Consider the following 17,633-nt stretch of genomic DNA (forward strand, 5'->3'; position numbering starts at 1 on the left):
GATGAACTCTGGCGTGATTTCAACCGCAAGCTCAACGGCCTGTTCGGCAAGAAGCGCGGCGGAGGCAACGGTGGCGGCACGCCGCCGCAACGCCCCGACCTCTATCCCTCAGCCAAGGGCATGGGCGTGGGGGTCATCATTCTGGTGGTCATTGGGGTGCTGGGCTGGCTGTCCTCCGGCTTTTTCATCGTGCAGGAGGGTCAGCAGGCCGCGGTCACGCGTTTTGGCAAACTGGCTTACATCACCGACGCCGGTTTTCACTGGCGCCTGCCCTATCCGTTCGAGGCTGATGAAATTGTCAATGTCTCGCAGGTTCGGTCGGTCGAGGTCGGGCGCGGCGGCGAGGTGAAGGCGACGGGCTTGCCCGAGTCGGCCATGCTGACTGAAGACGAGAACATCGTCGATGTTCGCTTCGCCGTGCAGTACCGCATCGACAACGTGGTGGACTACCTTTACAACAACCGCAGTCCGGACGACGCGGTATCGCAGGCGGCTGAAACCGCGGTGCGCGAGGTCGTGGGCAACAAGACGCTCGACTATGTGCTCTACGAGGGCCGCGAGCAAGTGGCTAGCGATGTGCAGGGTTTGACGCAGAAAATTCTCGACCGCTACAAGACCGGCATCGTCATCACCACCGTCACGCTGCAGAACGTGCAGCCCCCGGAGCAGGTGCAGGCCGCTTTCGATGACGCCATCAAGGCGGGACAAGACCGTGAACGGCTGAAGAACGAAGCCCAGGCCTACGCCAACAACGTCATTCCCCGTGCGCAGGGCACCGCGTCGCGCCTGATCCAGGACGCCGAGGCTTACAACGCGCAGGTTGTGGCGCAGGCGCAGGGCGATACGTCTCGCTTCGACCAGATCCTGCAGCAATACGAAAAGGCGCCGCAAGTCACCCGCGAGCGTATGTACCTCCAAACCATGCAAGACATTCTTTCCAGCGTTTCCAAGGTCATGGTGGATTCGCGCAACAACAATAACCTCCTCTACATGCCACTGGATAAATTGCTGCAGCAATCCGCAGGCAAGGCCCCGACGAGTGTCTCGGCCGCGCCCGCTGCTCCCACCGCCGTGCCGACCTTGCCGGCGGCCTCCCTGGGCACCGCCCCTGCGACGGCCGACAGTTCGGCGTCCGCGTCGGACGGAACCGCCCCCTCCAGTTCAAGAACCTCGCGCGATACCCTGCGCGAGCGCAACTTCCAGTGAGGGCTGAGCAATGAACAAGATCATTCTGGCTCTCGTGGCGCTGGTCGTGGCCATCCTGTTGCTGTCTTCCAGCCTGTTCGTGGTCGATCAACGGCAGTTCGCCGCCGTGTTCGGCTTGGGGCAGATCAAGCGGGTCATCAGCACCCCCGGCTTGTATTTCAAGATTCCGGCGCCTTTCGAGAATGTGGTGTTTCTCGACAAGCGCATCCTGACCCTGCAAAGCCCCGAGACCGATCGTTTCATCACGGCCGAGAAGAAAAACGTGGTGGTGGACTGGTATCTGAAATGGCGCATCACCAATCCGACCGAGTTCATTCGCAGTTATGGCGGCGATCAGCGACGCGCGGGCGACCGACTGTCGCAGATCGTCAAGGCCGCGCTGAACGAGCAGATCACACGTCGCACCGTGCGTGAGGTGTTGTCTTCGCAGCGCGATCAGGTCATGCAGGACGTGCAGACCGGCATTGCGAAAGACATCAATGGAACGGGCATCCAGATCGTCGACATGCGTCTGACCCGCGTGGATTTCGTTTCCGCCATCACCCAGTCGGTTTATCGACGCATGGAGGCCGAGCGCCAGCGCGTCGCCAACGAATTGCGTTCGACGGGCTACGCCGAGGCTGAGAAGATTCGCGCCGAAGCCGACAAGCAGCGTGAAATCGTGATTTCACAGGCGTACAGCAAGGCGCAGACCATCAAGGGCCAGGGTGATGCCGAGGCCTCGTCGATCTATGCCAAGTCGTTCGGACAGAACCCGCAATTCGCCGAGTTCTACCGCAGCCTCGAGGCCTATCGCGCCAGCTTCAACAGCAAGTCCGATGTCTTGGTGCTCGACCCGAACAGCCAGTTCTTCCAGTTCTTCCGGGGGCCGGGTGGAGCCGCCTTGAAGCCGGGCAAGTAAATCCGCAACAGAGACCGTCTTAATCGGCGGTCTCTGGCGGTCTCAATGCTGTGCTGCGATGCAGAACGTCTTGCTCCTTGCCATTGGCATGGTTCTGGTCATCGAAGGCCTGATGCCGCTGTTTTTCCCCCGGCAGTGGCGAGACATGTTCCGGTAGATCATGGCACTGACCGACGGTCAACTGCGCTTCGTCGGTCTGATCGCCGTCGCTATCGGCCTTCTCCTGGTGTTCCTCCTCAAGTAAGCTTGGATGTTGCACGGATGACCGTGCCCCTTTTTCTGCGCGTCTTATGAGCAACTGGCGTCTTCCCGAATATTTTTCCGATGTGTTGCCGCGTGAGGCTGCAGTGATCGAGCACCTGCGCCGCGCCTGTCTCGATACGGCGCGGGGCTATGGCTACGCCCTGGTCATGCCGCCGCTGTTGGAGTTCGTCGATTCGCTGCTGTCGGGCACCGGGCAAGACCTTGATCTGCAGACGTTCAAGCTGGTCGACCAGATATCCGGGCGGGCGCTGGGCTTGCGTGCCGACATGACGCCGCAGGCCGCCCGTATCGACGCTCACTTGCTGAATCAGGACGGCGTGACGCGCGTTTGCTATTGCGGCAGCGCGGTGCGCACGCATCCTGAGGGCGTGCACGCCAGCCGGGAAATTCTGCAATTTGGCGCCGAGCTGTACGGGCATGCCGGTCTGGAAGCCGATCTCGAAGTGCAGCAGCTTGCGCTGGACTGCCTGCGACTGGCCGGGGTGGAGCGGGCTGCGCTCGATCTGGCCGACAATCGCATCGTGCGTGGCGTGCTGTCCGGCTTGCTGCTCGGGCCGCAAGACATGGAAGCGATTCTCGATGCACTGGCCAGCAAGGATGCCGGAGAACTGCGGTTGCTGACGCGCGACTGCACGCCAACCCAACGCGCAGCCATTCTCGCCCTGCCCGAGCTGTACGGCGATGCGGACGTGCTGCTTGAGGCGCGCCGCGTGTTGCCGCAGCATGCACTCATTTCCCAGGCGCTCGACGATCTGTCGGTGCTGGCTCGCCACCACCAGCAGCAGGGCGCGCAGGTGCAGATCGATCTGGCCGATATGCGCGGTTATCGCTATCACAGCGGGGTGATTTTCAGCGTGTACGCACAAGGCTATGCCAATGCCGTGGCGCGTGGCGGGCGCTACGACGAAGTCGGCGCCAGCTTTGGCCGACCGCGCGCTGCCACCGGATTCTCCATGGACTTGCGCGAAGTGGCGGGCTTCGCCGCCGCCCCGCAGGCCAGCGCCGCCATTGCGGCGGAGTGGTCAACCGCATCTGGTTTGCCGGAGGCTGTCGCCGATTTGCGACGCCGGGGCGAAACCGTGGTGCAATTACCCCCTGGTCAGGCGCACGAAGCAAGCGCCTTCCGCCGCCAGCTTGTTCAGCGAGCCGGCGCCTGGCTGGTTGAAGATCGCGGCTGATCTTCCCCAACGCTATCGTTGGATTGACGGATTTACTTGAAAGAACAAACGCGTGAATACTGGTCGTCATGTGGTCGTAGTGGGCACCCAATGGGGAGATGAGGGCAAAGGCAAGGTCGTCGATTGGCTGACCGACCATGCTCAGGGCGTGGTGCGCTTTCAGGGCGGTCACAACGCGGGTCATACCCTGGTGATCAACGGGCAGAAAACCGCGCTGCAGCTCATTCCTTCAGGCGTGATGCGCGCGGGCGTGGCCTGCTATGTCGGCAATGGCGTGGTGGTCGATCCGCAACATCTGCTGCTTGAAATTGGTCGCCTCGAAGCGGCTGGAGTGGATGTGCGCTCACGGCTGCACATCAGCGAATCCTGTCCAGTCGTGCTCCCTACGCATGTGGCGCTCGACAAAGCGCGCGAGGTGCGCCGCGAAAACGACGGTAGCGGCAAGATCGGCACCACCGGCAAGGGCATCGGGCCGGCTTATGAGGACAAGGTGGCCCGTCGCGCCATCCGTCTGCAGGACCTCAAGCATCCGCAGCGCCTGCAGGCCAAGCTTGCAGAAGTGCTCGATCTGCACAATTTTGTGTTGAAGAATTATCTGCACACCGACCCGCTCGATGCCGGGATGGTGATGGATCAACTGCTCAAATCCGCCGAGCAGGTGCGGCCCCTGTTGGCCGACGTGGGCTACCTGATTCATCAGGCCCATCTGCGCAGTGATCGCCTGCTGTTCGAAGGTGCGCAAGGTTCGCTGCTTGACATCGACCACGGTACCTATCCCTTCGTGACTTCGAGCAACTGTGTGGCCGGTACGGCCGCGGCGGGATCAGGCGTCGGCCCCGGCATGCTGCACTATGTGCTGGGCATCACCAAGGCGTACACCACCCGGGTGGGCAGCGGCCCCTTCCCGACGGAGTTGCCCACCACGGAGGCGGGCAGCGTGGGGCATCACCTCTCCAGCGTGGGTCAGGAGTTCGGCACGGTGACGGGGCGTGCGCGCCGCTGTGGCTGGCTGGATGTTGCGGCGCTCAAGCGGGCAGTCATCATCAACGGCGTGTCGGGGCTGTGCATCACCAAGCTCGATGTGCTCGACGGCCTGCCGACCATCCGCGCCTGTGTGGGCTATATGCTCGACGGCGAACGGCGTGACGTGCTCCCGCTCGATGCCGACGAGATCGAGCGCTGCGAACCGATCTACGAAGATTTTCCGGGCTGGACGCAAAGCACCAAGGGCCTCACGACCTGGGATCAACTGCCTGCCGCGGCGCGCAGCTATCTGCAGCGGGTGGGCGAGTTGATCGGCGCGCCGATCGACATGGTGTCGACCGGCCCCGACCGCGATCACACCATTGTGCTGCGGCATCCGTTTCAGGCTTGAGCGTTCAGTGCGCTCCGGCAGATTTCATTTTCCACACGTTCACAAAGGTTCGGCCATGCTCAGCGAGGACGGCAAGCATCTCTATGTTTCCTGGGACGAATACCACGCCCTGATCGAAAAACTCGCCCTCAAGGTGCATGCCTCGGGCTGGGAGTTCGATCAGATCCTCTGCCTGGCGCGAGGCGGAGTGCGGCCTGGAGACATTCTGTCGCGGATTTTCGACAAACCCCTGGCCATCATGTCCACCAGTTCCTACCGCGAGAGTGCCGGAACGGTGCAGGGCCGTCTGGACATCGCCCGCTACATCACGCTGCCGCGCGGGGAACTTGAAGGGCGCGTGCTGCTCGTTGATGATCTGGCCGATTCGGGCGAGACCTTGAATGCCGTTGAAAACCATTTGCGCAGCGCCGGAAAGATTACCGATCTGCGCAGCGCCGTCATCTGGGTCAAGGGCATTTCGACCTATCTGCCCGAGTACTACGTGGACATGCTGCCCACGAGCCCCTGGATACACCAGCCTTTCGAAGAGTACGACGTGCTACGTCCGAGCCGTCTGGCCGAGCGCTGGAAAATCTGATCTCGGTGTTCGCTGGCAGCTCATGGGCCGCAATTCGTGGCCAACTCAGCGGCAATACTGCGAAATGAGCCCGGCGATCTTGGCGCGTTCTGCGGCACGTTGCGCATCGTCCATGATGACGCGCTGGCCTTGGGCGTCGACTTGCACCATGCGTTGACCGCTATCGAGTACCTGGAGTTGCTTTTGCGCCTGCAGGCAGTTCTGCTGGTTCACAAGCGCCTGGGCCTGCTGCTGCTGTAGTTTGGCCTGTTCCTGCGCGGCTTGCTCGGCCTTTTTCTGTTCAGCGATTTTCTTTTCCAACTCGCTGCTGGCTTGGTGCTGCGGTGTTTCGCCGACTTGGGGCTGCGATGCCGAGTGACTTGCGGCGGCTGGAACGGCGGCGTTCGCTGTGGGGCGCAGCAGAATGTTGCTGGCGGGGATGTTGGCCGGGGGCGGCTGGTCGCTGTAATGCACCACGCCGCTGGCATCGCGCCATTTCCACTGCGCGGCGTGGGCAGACGTCATCCCCATCAGGGCCATGGCCAGAAACAGTGCGCTGCTGAAAACGCGAAGTAGTGGAGCAGGTGCGAGAGTGCGCATAAAGAGTCCCAAAGTCGCAGTGGTCAAGACAGGCTGCTAGCTTAACGCGGTTGTGCGGCCCATCGGTTGATTCGTTGCTGCGCCGAGCCCGCCGTAACGAGCGCCCTATAATTTCCTTTTGCACGGAGGCATCTATGCGTCTTGTAGGAAAAGCGCTGACTTTCGACGATGTGTTGTTGGTCCCCGCATATTCCCAGGTGTTACCCAAAGACACCATCCTTGCGACTCGTTTGACTCGCAATATTTCCCTCAACATTCCTCTGGTGTCCGCCGCGATGGACACAGTGACGGAGTCGCGTCTGGCGATCGCCATGGCGCAGGAGGGCGGCATCGGCATCATTCACAAAAATTTCACCGCCAAGGCGCAAGCCACCGAAGTGGCGCGGGTGAAGCGTTTTGAGTCGGGCGTGCTGCGCGATCCGATCACCATTTCGCCTATCGTCAAGGTGCGCGACGTGATGCAGCTGTCGCGCCAGCATGGCATTTCCGGGTTTCCGGTGATCGAAAACGGCAAGGTGGTGGGCATCGTGACCAACCGCGACCTGCGGTTCGAGACCCGTCTCGATACCCCGGTGCGCGACATCATGACGCCGCGTGAACGACTGGTCACCGTGCCCGAGGGTGCGCCGCTGGAGCAGGCCAAGGCCTTGATGCATCAGCATCGCCTGGAGCGTGTTCTGGTGGTCAACGCCGAGTTCGAGTTGCGCGGGCTGATGACCGTCAAGGACATTCAAAAGGCCACCGAACGCCCGAATGCCGCCCGCGACCCGCAAGGCAAGCTGCGCGTGGGCGCTGCGGTGGGCGTGGGCGAAGGCACCGAAGAGCGCGTGGAGGCGCTGGCCAACGCCGGCGTCGACGTGATCGTGGTCGATACCGCGCACGGACACAGCCAGGGGGTTCTCGACCGAGTGCGCTGGGTGAAACGCAACTTTCCGCAGATCGAGGTCGTTGGCGGCAATATCGCCACGGGCGCCGCAGCGCTGGCCTTGGTCGAGGCCGGGGCGGATGGGGTGAAGGTCGGCATCGGGCCGGGCTCGATCTGCACCACCCGCATCATCGCCGGGGTGGGCGTGCCGCAGATCACCGCCATTGCCAATGTTTCCAAGGCCCTTGAGGGCAGCGGCGTACCGTTGATCGCAGATGGCGGCATCCGCTACTCGGGTGATATCGCCAAGGCGATCGCTGCGGGCGCGTCCACCGTCATGATGGGCAGCATGTTCGCGGGCACCGAAGAGGCGCCGGGCGAGGCCATTCTTTATCAGGGTCGCGCCTACAAGGGCTATCGGGGCATGGGCTCCATCGGGGCGATGAAGGCGGGTTCGGCGGATCGCTATTTTCAGGATGGCGCCGAGACGACTTCGGCCTCGGGCAACGAAAAATTCGTGCCCGAGGGCATCGAAGGGCGCGTGCCGCACAAAGGGCCGCTGATCGCCATCATCTACCAACTGGTCGGGGGCGTGCGTTCGTCCATGGGCTATTGCGGCTGCGGCACGATCGATGCGATGCGCGGGCAGGCCGAGTTTGTGCAGATCACCGCGGCGGGCATGCGTGAAAGCCATGTCCACGACGTGCAGATCACGCAGGAAGCGCCCAACTATCACGTCGACTGAACTCTCATCCACATCGTCGGCTTCGTGCCGACGCTTGCTTTCATGCACGACAAAATTCTCATTCTCGACTTCGGCTCCCAGGTCACGCAACTCATCGCCCGCCGCGTGCGCGAGGCGCAGGTGTACTGCGAAATTCACCCTTGTGATGTGAGCGATGCTTTCGTGCGCGAGTTCGCGCCCAAGGGCATCATTCTCTCGGGTAGCCACGGCAGCACTTACGAAGACCACGAATTGCGCGCGCCGCAAGCCGTGTGGGATTCCGGCGTGCCCGTACTGGGCATTTGCTATGGCATGCAGACCATGGCGGCCCAACTGGGCGGCAAGGTGGAATGGAGCGACCACCGCGAGTTTGGTTATGCCGAAGTGCGCGCCCGCGGTCACACCCGGCTGTTCGACGGCATCGTAGATTTCAGCACGGCCGAAGGCCACGGCATGCTCAAAGTGTGGATGAGCCACGGCGACAAGGTGACCGATATGCCGCCGGGGTTCAATCTCATGGCGTCCACGCCGAGTTGCGCCATCGCGGGTATGGCCGACGAGGCGCGCGGTTACTACGCCGTGCAGTTTCACCCCGAAGTCACCCACACCGTGCAGGGCAAGGCCATGCTCACACGTTTCGTGCGCGAGATCTGCGGCTGCCGCGGCGACTGGGTCATGGGCGATTACATCGTTGAGGCGGTGCAGAGCATTCGCGCGCAGGTCGGTGACGAGGAGGTCATCCTCGGACTGTCGGGCGGTGTCGATTCTTCGGTAGCGGCGGCGCTGATTCACCGCGCCATCGGCGATCAACTCACCTGCGTGTTCGTCGATCACGGCCTGCTGCGCCTGAACGAGGGCGACCTGGTGATGGACATGTTCGCGGGCAAATTGCACGCCAAGGTGATCCGTGTGGACGCCGGCGAGCTGTTCCTGGGCCAGTTGGCGGGTGTGACTGATCCCGAGAAAAAACGAAAGATCATCGGCGGCCTGTTCGTCGATGTGTTCAAGACCGAGGCTGCCAAGCTCAAAGGCGACGGCGCCAAGGGCGCGAAGTGGCTGGCGCAGGGCACCATCTACCCGGACGTGATCGAGTCGGGCGGCGCCAAAAGCAAGAAGGCGGTCACGATCAAGAGTCACCACAATGTGGGCGGCCTGCCCGAGCAACTCGGCCTGAAACTGCTGGAGCCCCTGCGCGAACTGTTCAAGGACGAAGTGCGCGAGTTGGGCGTGGCGCTGGGCCTGCCGCCCGAAATGGTCTACCGCCACCCCTTCCCCGGCCCGGGGCTGGGCGTGCGCATTCTGGGCGAGGTGAAGAAGGAGTACGCCGACCTGCTGCGCCGGGCCGACGCCATCTTTATCGAAGAGTTGCGTTCGACCCTTGACCCGAATTCCGGCAAGAGCTGGTACGAGCTGACCAGCCAGGCCTTCAGCGTGTTTCTGCCGGTCAAAAGCGTGGGCGTGATGGGCGATGGCCGCACCTACGACTATGTGGTGGCGCTGCGCGCGGTGCAGACCAGCGACTTCATGACCGCCGACTGGGCCGAGCTGCCCTACGCGCTGCTCAAGAAAGTGTCCAGCCGCATCATCAACGAGGTGCGCGGCATCAACCGCGTGACCTACGACGTCAGCTCCAAGCCGCCGGCGACCATCGAGTGGGAGTGAAGCAAGATGCGCCTGCTGTTCGGACTCATCGGTTTGCTGCTGACGCTGCTGATCATCGTCTGGCTGGTGCGCACCCAACTCGCCGGGCAGGTCGGGGTGGCGACGTCGCCGTCTGCTGCGGCTGCGCGTGGTGACGAAGGGCAGCCGGCGTCGGCCGCGCTCAAGCAATTCAAGCAATCGCTCGACAAGGCGCTGAAGGCGCGGCCGGCAAGCGTGCCCGAGTAAAAACCCATGACGCCGACGTTTACACCCGATCTCGAGGCTGACCGCGCGTTCATGCGTCTGGCGCTAGACCAGGCACAGAATGCCTGGCTGCTGGGCGAAGTGCCGGTGGGCGCCGTGATCGTGAAGGACGGCAAGGTCATTGCCACCGGCTACAACCGGCCGATCGGCGACCACGACCCCACGGCTCACGCAGAAATCGTGGCGCTTCGGCAGGCGGCCCATCTGCTGGGCAACTACCGTTTGCCGGAGTGCACGCTGTACGTCACGCTGGAGCCCTGTGCGATGTGCGCCATGGCTTTATTGCATGCACGCTTTGCCCGTGTGGTGTTCGGCGCGCGAGACCCCAAGACGGGAGCCGCCGGCAGTGTGGTGGATCTGTTTGCAGAGCCCCGTCTGAACCACCATTGCGACATCACGCCCGAGATCGAGCAAGAGGCCTGCAGCGCGCTGCTTCAGGATTTCTTCCGGGCTCGTCGCAAGGAGCAAAAGCGGCCGGAGGAATCTGTGCACGACGCCTGCCTCTCGGGCATCGAGGTGACCGAGCTGGATATCGAGCCGCCTCTTTCCTGATTTATCGTCTTTTCTCATCCTCAACCCTTTGCGGCCTTGTTCATGCCAGATATCGAATCCGTCCCCGACCTGAAATCCCGTCGCGGTTTGCTGCGCCTCGTCTCACCCGCGGGCGCCGTGCAGGAGCCGCCGCGTCTGGAGGTGGCCAAGGCACATCTGCAAGCGTTGGGCTTTCGCGTACAGGTCGGTGCGCAAGTCGTGGCGCGCGTGCAGCGCTTTGCCGGGACCGATGCACAGCGTCTGCGCGCGATCCACGATGCGGCGCGCAGCAAGGCCGATGTGGTGATGATGACCCGCGGGGGTTATGGTCTGAGCCGTCTGCTGCAGGCTATTGACTATGACCTGCTGGCACAAGCCATCAAAGGGCGCAAGCAGATGTGGGTCGGGCACAGTGATTTCACCGCCCTGCAACTGGCCTTGCTCGCAAAAACGGGCGCAGTCACGTTCAGTGGGCCGATGGCCTCTTACGACTTTGGCGACAAGAAGCCCGATGACATTACCGTCGACAGCTTTCTGGATGCGGCCGACGGCACCCTGGAAGCGGTGGGCTTTGCCTGCGACGATGCCCCGCACGGTCTTGACGTTGAGGGCGTGCTTTGGGGCGGCAATCTGGCCATGGTGACCAGCCTGATCGGCACACCGTATCTCCCTCGCGCCAACGGGGTGCTGTTTCTGGAGGATGTGAACGAACACCCCTACAGCGTCGAGCGCATGTTCAGCCAGTTGCTCCATGCCGGTGTGGCCCAGCGCCAGAAGGCGGTGTTGCTTGGGCAGTTCACAGCCTACAAACTCAGCGCGCACGATGCTGGCTACGACCTCAACGCTGCGGTGGATTGGCTACGTGCGCAGCTCAAACCGCATGGCGTGCCCGTGCTGACCGGGTTGCCGTTCGGTCATGTGCGCACCAAACTGACCTTGCCCCATGGAGTGCGCACACATGTGCTGCGCGACGGGCAGGAAGTCTTTCTGTTTTTCCCGCACGCCCAGCACTGAGTCTGACTCAACGCAGCGAATAGCTGCGGGTGGTTCAAGGACGGCGGGTTATTCAAGCTCGCTTTATTGGCGCCGCTGCTGGTACTCGCGCCGCAGCCGCTCCTGCTCGCTGGGCGGAAGGCGCTTGAAGCGCTCTTGCTCCTGCAGAATGCGCTCGCGCTGCTGCGGCGGCATGCGCTCCCACTGCTGGTATGCGCCTTTGCCATCGCGCTGATTTGCAGAGGCCGTCGGCGCCATCATCATCACTCCAAACGCAGAGATGGCGATGGCCGCCGCGGTGAGTCTTGCCTTGCGCAGTTGGGTACGCAATTTGGCCGAATGGCGCTCAAGCCGGATTGCCATTTTGCAGCCCTTGTTGCAGCATTTGCGGGTGGTTGGAAAGCCACTGATAAAACTCGATGTTCTGAACCGCGTCAGCCACCTGCGGGCTGAGTGACTGGGAGTCAAATCCACCCGGATAAGCCCCGTTGCTGCCTGTGAGGTGCGGCACGCTGACGAACACCGCCAAAGCCAGCGAAGCGGTGGCCATGCCTGCGGCAAACACCCGGGGCCAGCGCACGGTGCGAGAAGATCGACGCGGCAGGCGTGCGGCAAGCTGGGGCAGGGGCGCCAGAAGGTGGCCCAAGCGCTGGCCGAACTGCAGCTCTTGCTGGCACTGCGGACAATTTTTCAGATGAGCTTCGATATGCGCCGCCTGTTCAGCCGACGCCAGACCACTGCGATAGTGGTCGATCTGAGCGGAAGTGAGATGGTTGCGGGTCGTCATGATGTCACCTGATTCAGGCAGTTCAAACTTTAGCGGGATGGTCGGATTCAAGCAATTCCCTCAAGCGGGTGAGCGCGCGCATGTGGTGCGTTTTGACGCTGCCTTCACTGACTTTCATCGTCGCTGCCGTGTCCACGATGGACAAACCTTCCATTTCGCGCAGCAAAAACGCCTCGCGCTGCCGCGGGCTGAGGGCGGAAATGGCATCGGCAATGCGTCCGGCAAGCTGGCCGTTGGCGACTTCCTGCTCCGGGCCGAGGGCACCGTCGGCAATCTGCTCCCAACTGGGTGGTTGATCGTCTTCTTCGTCGCTGGAGAAGAAAAAATCGAAAATCTTCTCCACCTTGCGCCGCCGGTGCATGTCGGTGATGCGGTTGCGCAGAATGCTGTAGAACAGCGGCGCCCATTCCTCAGCCGGCCGCAGCTTGTAGTTGCTCACCAGTTTGAGCAGGCTGTCCTGCACCACATCGGCGGCCAGCGCAGCGTCGCGCAATTCGATCAGCGCCATGCGCGTGGCGCGCACGCGCACCTCGGCGCAAAAACGGTTGAGTGCGACCGAATCGTGTTGCGAGGTGTCGATCACGAGCGCTTGGGAGAGGGCGTAAGCATGATCCATAGCATAGTGGGCCGGTTCTGGCGGGTGGGTTTCGGTCGAAAACGGGGTCTTAGCCTCTGTAACGCCATTGCGGGTGCCGTGATGACAGCGAATCTGCTCGCCAGACTGAAAATTTCTGTGACACCGCCTGGTTTGCGCCTGCGCAGGGCTCCGTAGAATGGCAGCGCCTTTCGCCATCCCGCCCCAGCGCTTGCCGTGAACCCTCGCCTCGATCTGCTTCAGCCCTATCCGTTTGAAAAACTGCGCGCGCTCCACCAGGGGGTGACGGCGCCCACGCAGTGGCCTGCGATCAGCCTGGGCATAGGCGAACCCAAGCATCCCACCCCGCCCTTCATCCGCGACGCCCTGGCCGCCCATCTCGATGGCCTGGCGGTCTATCCGAGCACGATCGGCACGGCGGAACTGCGGGAGGCGTGCGCGCAATGGGCGAGCCGCCGCTACGGCGTGCCGCTGAACGCGCAGACGCAGGTTCTGCCGATCAACGGATCGCGGGAGGCGCTGTTCGCCATCGGGCAGACCGTGGTGGACGCGAGCCGGGACGGGGCCACGGTGGTTTGTCCCAATCCGTTCTATCAGATCTATGAAGGGGCGGCGCTGCTCGCCGGGGCGCAGCCGTATTTCGCCGCGGTGGACGCGCAGCGCAACTTCGCGGTCGATTGGGCGGCAGTGCCCGAGGCGGTGTGGCAGCGCACCCAGTTGCTCTACGTTTGCTCGCCGGGCAATCCCACAGGCGCGGTCATGCCCCTGGAGGAGTGGAAGTTGCTGTTCGAGTTGTCCGACCGGCACGGTTTTGTCATTGCCAGCGACGAGTGCTATTCAGAAATCTGGTTCGGTGCGCGGCCTCCGCTGGGCGGACTGGAAGCCGCATGGCAGCTGGGGCGGACGGACTTTCGCAACCTGCTGTTCTTCACCTCGCTTTCCAAGCGCTCGAACGTGCCCGGGCTGCGCTCGGGCTTTGTCGCGGGCGATGCCAAGCTGATTGCGGCCTTCACCCGCTATCGCACTTACCACGGCAGCGCGATGGGGCCAGCCGTGCAGGCCGCAAGTGCCGCTGCCTGGAACGATGAGGCGCACGTCGAGCACAACCGCGCGCTGTACCGCGAAAAATTCGCCGCCGTGCTGCCGATTTTGCAGCCGGTACTCGACGTGAAATTGCCCGATGCCGGGTTCTACCTCTGGGCGGCCACGCCGGGCGATGATGCGCAGTTCTCCCGCGGGCTGCTCGAAAAATACAATGTCACCGTTTTGCCGGGCAGCTATCTGGCGCGGGAGCAGGACGGCGCCAATCCGGGGCGCGGTCGTATTCGCATGGCGCTGGTGGCCCCGCTGGAAGAATGCGTCGAAGCCGCCCGCCGTATTGCCGCCTATTGTTCAGAACTGATCCACTCACAAAGACCCTCACCATGACGCAACAACTGCAGACCCTTATCGACCAGGCTTGGGAAAACCGCACCGAATACAGCCCGGCCAATGCGCCGGCGGAACTGCGCGAGGCCGTGGGCCATGTGATCGACCAGCTCAACGTGGGCAAACTGCGGGTGGCCGAGCGCGTGGGCGGCGAGTGGGTGACGCACCAGTGGCTGAAAAAGGCCGTGCTGCTGAGCTTCCGTCTGCACGACAACGTGGCCATGCAGGCCGGCGATCTGCACTTTTTCGACAAGGTGCAGACCAAGTTTCACAACCTCGACGAAGCGCAGATGCGCGCCACCGGGGTGCGCGTGGTGCCGCCGGCCGTGGCGCGGCATGGCTCTTACATCGCGCCCAATGTGGTGCTCATGCCGTCGTATGTGAACATCGGCGCCTATGTGGACGAAGGCACGATGGTCGATACCTGGGCGACCGTGGGCTCCTGTGCCCAGATCGGCAAGAACGTGCATCTGTCCGGCGGCGTGGGCATCGGCGGCGTGCTCGAACCCATTCAGGCCAACCCGACCATCATCGGCGACAACTGCTTCATCGGCGCGCGCTCGGAGGTGGTGGAGGGCGTGATCGTCGAAGACAACTGCGTCATTTCGATGGGCGTCTACATCGGCAAATCGACCAAGATCTACGACCGCGCCACCGGCGAGGTGAGCTATGGCCGCATTCCCGAGGGTTCAGTGGTGGTCAGCGGCAACCTGCCCAGCAGCGATGGCAAATACAGCTTGTACTGCGCCGTGATCGTCAAAAAGGTGGATGCGCAGACGCGCTCCAAGACCAGCATCAACGAACTGCTGCGGACCTGACAGGCACTGCGCGCAGTCTCGGGATCTCGGCGTCCAACACTAAAAAAGGGGGAGTTATGTCGGCAATGGAGCGGTTGTTCAAGCTGATGGCGGAGAAGAAAGCCTCCGATATCTATATCAGTCCGCATGCCCCCATCCTCATCCGCATCAATGGTCATGCGGTGGCGGTGAACCGGCAGGTTCTCACACCAGAGGAGCCCTTTCGGCTGCTGGCTGAAGCCGTGGGCCACGAACGGGCGGCCGAGGTCACCCGCACCGGCGAACTCAACTTGGGGTTGCCGCGGCCGGGGCTGGGGAGCTTTCGCATCAGCGCGTTCCGACAGCGCGGCAGCGTGGCGATGGTGGTGCGCTACATCCCCGGAGAAATTCCCGCGCTGGAATCGCTGAATCTGCCCGGCGTGCTGGCCGATCTGGTGATGGAAAAGCACGGCCTGCTGCTCATGGTGGGCTCGACCGGCGCGGGCAAGAGCACCACGCTGGCATCCATGATCGACTATCGCAATGCCAACAAAACCGGGCATATTCTCACGCTCGAAGAGCCGATCGAATACCTGTTCTCCAATCGCAAGTCGATTGTCAATCAGCGCGAAGTGGGCATCGATACCGAGTCTCTGACGGTTGGCCTGAAAAACGCGCTGCGGCAGGCGCCCGATTGCATCATGATTGGCGAAATCCGCGATCAGGCCACGATGAGTGCCGCCCTGCAGTACTCGCTCTCGGGCCATCTCTGCCTGGCCACGCTGCACGCCAACAACAGCTATCAGGCGCTCAACCGCATTGTGGGTTTCTATCCCATGGACCAGCGCGCCGCATTGTTCAACGACATGGCCTCGGGCCTGCGGGGCATTGTGTCGCAGCGGCTGCTGCGGGCGACCGCCGGAGGGCTGACGCCCGCTGTGGAAATCATGCTCAACACTCAGCTCGTGCGCGAGTTGGTCGAGAAGGGCGACTTTTCCGGTGTCAAGGAAGCGATGGAAAAGTCGATGGCCGAAGGCTCGCAGACCTTCGAGCAGGCGCTGGCCACCATGGTGATCGACGGCGTGGTCAGCCGCGAAGAAGCCCTGGCCTACGCCGATTCGCCGACCAATCTGCTCTGGCGTCTGGAGAACGACTCGGCGCTGCGCAAGCAGACCGCGCCCGCCGAGGCGATCGAGGACGATACGCCCTCATTCACTGAAATCACCCTCGACCTGGACTCGCCGCGCTGAAGGCGAGGCCGGGCGCTCCCCATTTGCCGCATGTCTCCCACTCAAACCCTGGTCCATGACCTGATTTCCCGCCATTCCATCACCCCGCAAGATGAAGGTTGTCAGCAGGTGCTGCGCGACCGTTTGCAAGCGCTGGGCTTTGTCTGCGAAACGGTGGAGAGCGGCCCGACCGACTTCCGCGTGACCAATCTTTGGGCCCTGCGCCCGGGCTTGAAGGCGGATGCGGCCGTGCTCGTGTTTGCCGGCCATACCGACGTCGTGCCCACCGGGCCGCTGGATCAGTGGCAAAGCCCGCCGTTCACCCCGACGGTGCGCGGCGGCAAGCTGTATGGCCGCGGAGCCGCCGATATGAAAACCTCGCTGGCCGCCATGGTGGTGGCGGTGGAGGAGTTTCTGGCGGCGCATCCGCAACCGAACCATGCGATCGCCTTTCTGCTCACCAGTGACGAGGAAGGCCCGGCGCGCGATGGCACGGTCAAGGTGTGCGAGCTGCTGGCGGCGCGCGGCCAGCGTCTGGACTGGTGCATCGTGGGCGAGCCCACCTCCACCGCGAGGCTGGGCGACGTGATCAAGAACGGGCGGCGGGGTTCGCTCTCCGGTCGGCTCACGGTGCTTGGCGCGCAGGGGCATATCGCCTATCCGCATCTGGCGAAAAACCCGATTCATCTCGCCGCGCCCGCCCTGGCCGAATTGGCGGCCCTCACCTGGGATGTCGGCAACGCCCACTTCCCGCCGACTTCCTGGCAAATGTCCAACATTCATGCGGGCACCGGGGCGACCAATGTCATTCCGGGCGAACTTGTGGTGGATTTCAACTTTCGCTTTTCCACCGAGTCCACGCCCGATCAGCTCAAGCAGCGCGTCCACGCCACCCTCGACCGCCACGAGCTCAACTACACGCTCGACTGGACGCTGGGCGGCGAACCCTTCCTGACGGCGCCCGGCGCCCTATCCGCTGCGCTGCAACTGGCCATTCACGCCGAGACCGGCATCGCGGCCGAGTTGTCCACCACCGGGGGCACCTCCGACGGCCGTTTCATCGCCAAGATCTGCCCGCAGGTTGTCGAGTTCGGGCCGGTGAATGCCAGCATTCACAAGATCGACGAATGGGTCGAAGTCGACGCCATCGATCCCCTCAAAAATATCTATCGCCGCACCCTCGAGGTCTTGGTGGCATGACGCCGCCAGAGCAACGAACGGGGGCGATTTCAGCCACTCGCACCTTGGACGCAGCCTGGGCGCTGGCGGTTCAGGCGCTACAAGCCGCTGATCTCGACTACGGGCATGGCTGCGCCAGCGCAGAAGACGAGGCCGCCTGGCTGGTGCTGCACGCAGCACACCTGCCTGCGAGCGAGGCCGGTGATTTCGCGGCTTACGCCCATCAATCCCTGACCGCGCAACAGGCGCTTCAGATCGAGACGGTGACGGCGCAACGCATCGCCACCCGGCAGCCCCTGGCCTATCTGCTGGGCGAGGCGTGGCTGGTGGGTTTGCGCTTCGTGGTCGATCCGCGCGTCATCGTGCCGCGTTCATTCATTGCCGAATTGCTCGATGAAGGCGCGCTCGACCCTTGGCTGACCGAACCGCCTCACCGCGTACTCGATATGTGCACCGGCTCCGGGTGCCTGGCCATTCTGGCAGCGCTCGTCTGGGACGATGCGCAGGTGGACGCCGTCGATCTTTCTGCCGACGCGCTGGC

General features: G+C 63.1%; 19 protein-coding genes and 1 pseudogene. 16 read left to right on the forward strand and 4 right to left on the reverse strand.

All coding sequences use genetic code 11. From position 1 onward, the window contains the following. The 6 genes from hflK to AC2VLV_RS06535 form a co-directional block, all read left to right on the forward strand. The coding region (hflK, locus tag AC2VLV_RS06510; RefSeq protein ID WP_486989198.1) for an FtsH protease activity modulator HflK at positions 1–1,206 on the forward strand (1,206 nt) is incomplete at its 5' end. A 10-nt stretch (positions 1,207–1,216) separates the two neighbouring features. Continuing rightward, positions 1,217–2,107 carry a protease modulator HflC gene (hflC, locus tag AC2VLV_RS06515; protein ID WP_486989199.1) on the forward strand — a complete coding sequence of 297 codons (891 nt, stop codon included), beginning with the start codon at positions 1,217–1,219 and terminating at the stop codon, positions 2,105–2,107. Between the two features lie 88 nt (positions 2,108–2,195). Beyond that, entirely contained in the window at positions 2,196–2,264 is a 69-nt protein-coding gene (locus AC2VLV_RS06520; RefSeq protein ID WP_486989216.1) for a DUF2065 family protein, read from the forward strand. A 133-nt stretch (positions 2,265–2,397) separates the two neighbouring features. Further along, entirely contained in the window at positions 2,398–3,549 is a 1,152-nt protein-coding gene (locus tag AC2VLV_RS06525; RefSeq protein WP_486989200.1) for an ATP phosphoribosyltransferase regulatory subunit, read from the forward strand. Between the two features lie 52 nt (positions 3,550–3,601). Beyond that, positions 3,602–4,924 carry an adenylosuccinate synthase gene (locus AC2VLV_RS06530; protein WP_486989201.1) on the forward strand — a complete coding sequence of 441 codons (1,323 nt, stop codon included), beginning with the start codon at positions 3,602–3,604 and terminating at the stop codon, positions 4,922–4,924. A gap of 55 nt (positions 4,925–4,979) precedes the next feature. Next, complete coding sequence (locus AC2VLV_RS06535; RefSeq protein WP_486989202.1) at positions 4,980–5,501, forward strand: phosphoribosyltransferase; 522 nt, start codon at positions 4,980–4,982, stop codon at positions 5,499–5,501. Positions 5,502–5,546: 45 nt separating this feature from the next. On the opposite strand, the gene AC2VLV_RS06540 is transcribed toward AC2VLV_RS06535, so the two are convergent. Further along, a complete protein-coding gene (locus AC2VLV_RS06540; protein WP_486989203.1) occupies positions 5,547–6,011 on the reverse strand; it encodes a DUF4124 domain-containing protein in 465 nt (154 codons plus the stop codon). A gap of 203 nt (positions 6,012–6,214) precedes the next feature. Here AC2VLV_RS06540 and guaB point away from each other — a divergent pair, with 203 nt between their 5' ends. From guaB to AC2VLV_RS06565, 5 genes are read left to right on the forward strand one after another with little or no spacing between them, the layout of a single operon-like run. Further along, complete coding sequence (gene guaB, locus AC2VLV_RS06545) at positions 6,215–7,690, forward strand: IMP dehydrogenase (protein ID WP_486989204.1); 1,476 nt, start codon at positions 6,215–6,217, stop codon at positions 7,688–7,690. Between the two features lie 42 nt (positions 7,691–7,732). Then, complete coding sequence (gene guaA / locus AC2VLV_RS06550) at positions 7,733–9,331, forward strand: glutamine-hydrolyzing GMP synthase (RefSeq protein ID WP_486989205.1); 1,599 nt, start codon at positions 7,733–7,735, stop codon at positions 9,329–9,331. Positions 9,332–9,337: 6 nt separating this feature from the next. Continuing rightward, positions 9,338–9,556 (forward strand): hypothetical protein, encoded by a 219-nt coding sequence (locus tag AC2VLV_RS06555; RefSeq protein ID WP_486989206.1) that lies wholly within the window; start codon positions 9,338–9,340, stop codon positions 9,554–9,556. A 6-nt stretch (positions 9,557–9,562) separates the two neighbouring features. Next, positions 9,563–10,126, forward strand: a complete 564-nt coding sequence (tadA, locus tag AC2VLV_RS06560; protein WP_486989207.1) for a tRNA adenosine(34) deaminase TadA — start codon at positions 9,563–9,565, stop codon at positions 10,124–10,126. 42 nt (positions 10,127–10,168) lie between these two features. Then, complete coding sequence (locus AC2VLV_RS06565; RefSeq protein ID WP_486989208.1) at positions 10,169–11,119, forward strand: LD-carboxypeptidase; 951 nt, start codon at positions 10,169–10,171, stop codon at positions 11,117–11,119. Positions 11,120–11,182: 63 nt separating this feature from the next. On the opposite strand, the gene AC2VLV_RS06570 is transcribed toward AC2VLV_RS06565, so the two are convergent. The 3 genes from AC2VLV_RS06570 to AC2VLV_RS06580 are packed head-to-tail and all read right to left on the reverse strand — an operon-like array spanning position 11,183 to position 12,501. Next, positions 11,183–11,461, reverse strand: coding sequence for a DUF3106 domain-containing protein (locus AC2VLV_RS06570; RefSeq protein WP_486989209.1), 279 nt, complete (start codon positions 11,459–11,461; stop codon positions 11,183–11,185). After that, positions 11,445–11,885 carry an anti-sigma factor family protein gene (locus AC2VLV_RS06575; protein WP_486989210.1) on the reverse strand — a complete coding sequence of 147 codons (441 nt, stop codon included), beginning with the start codon at positions 11,883–11,885 and terminating at the stop codon, positions 11,445–11,447. Before AC2VLV_RS06575 ends, AC2VLV_RS06570 begins: the two co-directional genes overlap by 17 nt. A 22-nt stretch (positions 11,886–11,907) precedes the next feature. Then, positions 11,908–12,501, reverse strand: coding sequence for an RNA polymerase sigma factor (locus AC2VLV_RS06580; protein ID WP_486989211.1), 594 nt, complete (start codon positions 12,499–12,501; stop codon positions 11,908–11,910). 195 nt (positions 12,502–12,696) lie between these two features. Between AC2VLV_RS06580 and dapC the strand changes: the two genes are divergently transcribed. From dapC to AC2VLV_RS06605, 5 genes and pseudogenes are all read left to right on the forward strand, one after another. After that, positions 12,697–13,908 carry a succinyldiaminopimelate transaminase gene (gene dapC, locus AC2VLV_RS06585; RefSeq protein WP_486989212.1) on the forward strand — a complete coding sequence of 404 codons (1,212 nt, stop codon included), beginning with the start codon at positions 12,697–12,699 and terminating at the stop codon, positions 13,906–13,908. After that, the gene (gene dapD, locus AC2VLV_RS06590) at positions 13,905–14,726 is read left to right on the forward strand and encodes a 2,3,4,5-tetrahydropyridine-2,6-dicarboxylate N-succinyltransferase (protein ID WP_486989213.1); all 822 of its coding nucleotides are present in this window, start codon (positions 13,905–13,907) and stop codon (positions 14,724–14,726) included. Before dapC ends, dapD begins: the two co-directional genes overlap by 4 nt. Before the next feature lie 56 nt (positions 14,727–14,782). After that, entirely contained in the window at positions 14,783–15,934 is a 1,152-nt protein-coding gene (locus tag AC2VLV_RS06595) for a PilT/PilU family type 4a pilus ATPase (protein ID WP_486989214.1), read from the forward strand. A gap of 30 nt (positions 15,935–15,964) precedes the next feature. Then, a complete protein-coding gene (dapE, locus tag AC2VLV_RS06600; protein ID WP_486989215.1) occupies positions 15,965–17,113 on the forward strand; it encodes a succinyl-diaminopimelate desuccinylase in 1,149 nt (382 codons plus the stop codon). A 44-nt stretch (positions 17,114–17,157) separates the two neighbouring features. Then, a pseudogene (locus AC2VLV_RS06605) lies at positions 17,158–17,633 on the forward strand (50S ribosomal protein L3 N(5)-glutamine methyltransferase); the annotation flags it as partial.

It is taken from the genome of Thiomonas sp. TH-17, assembly GCF_057473305.1.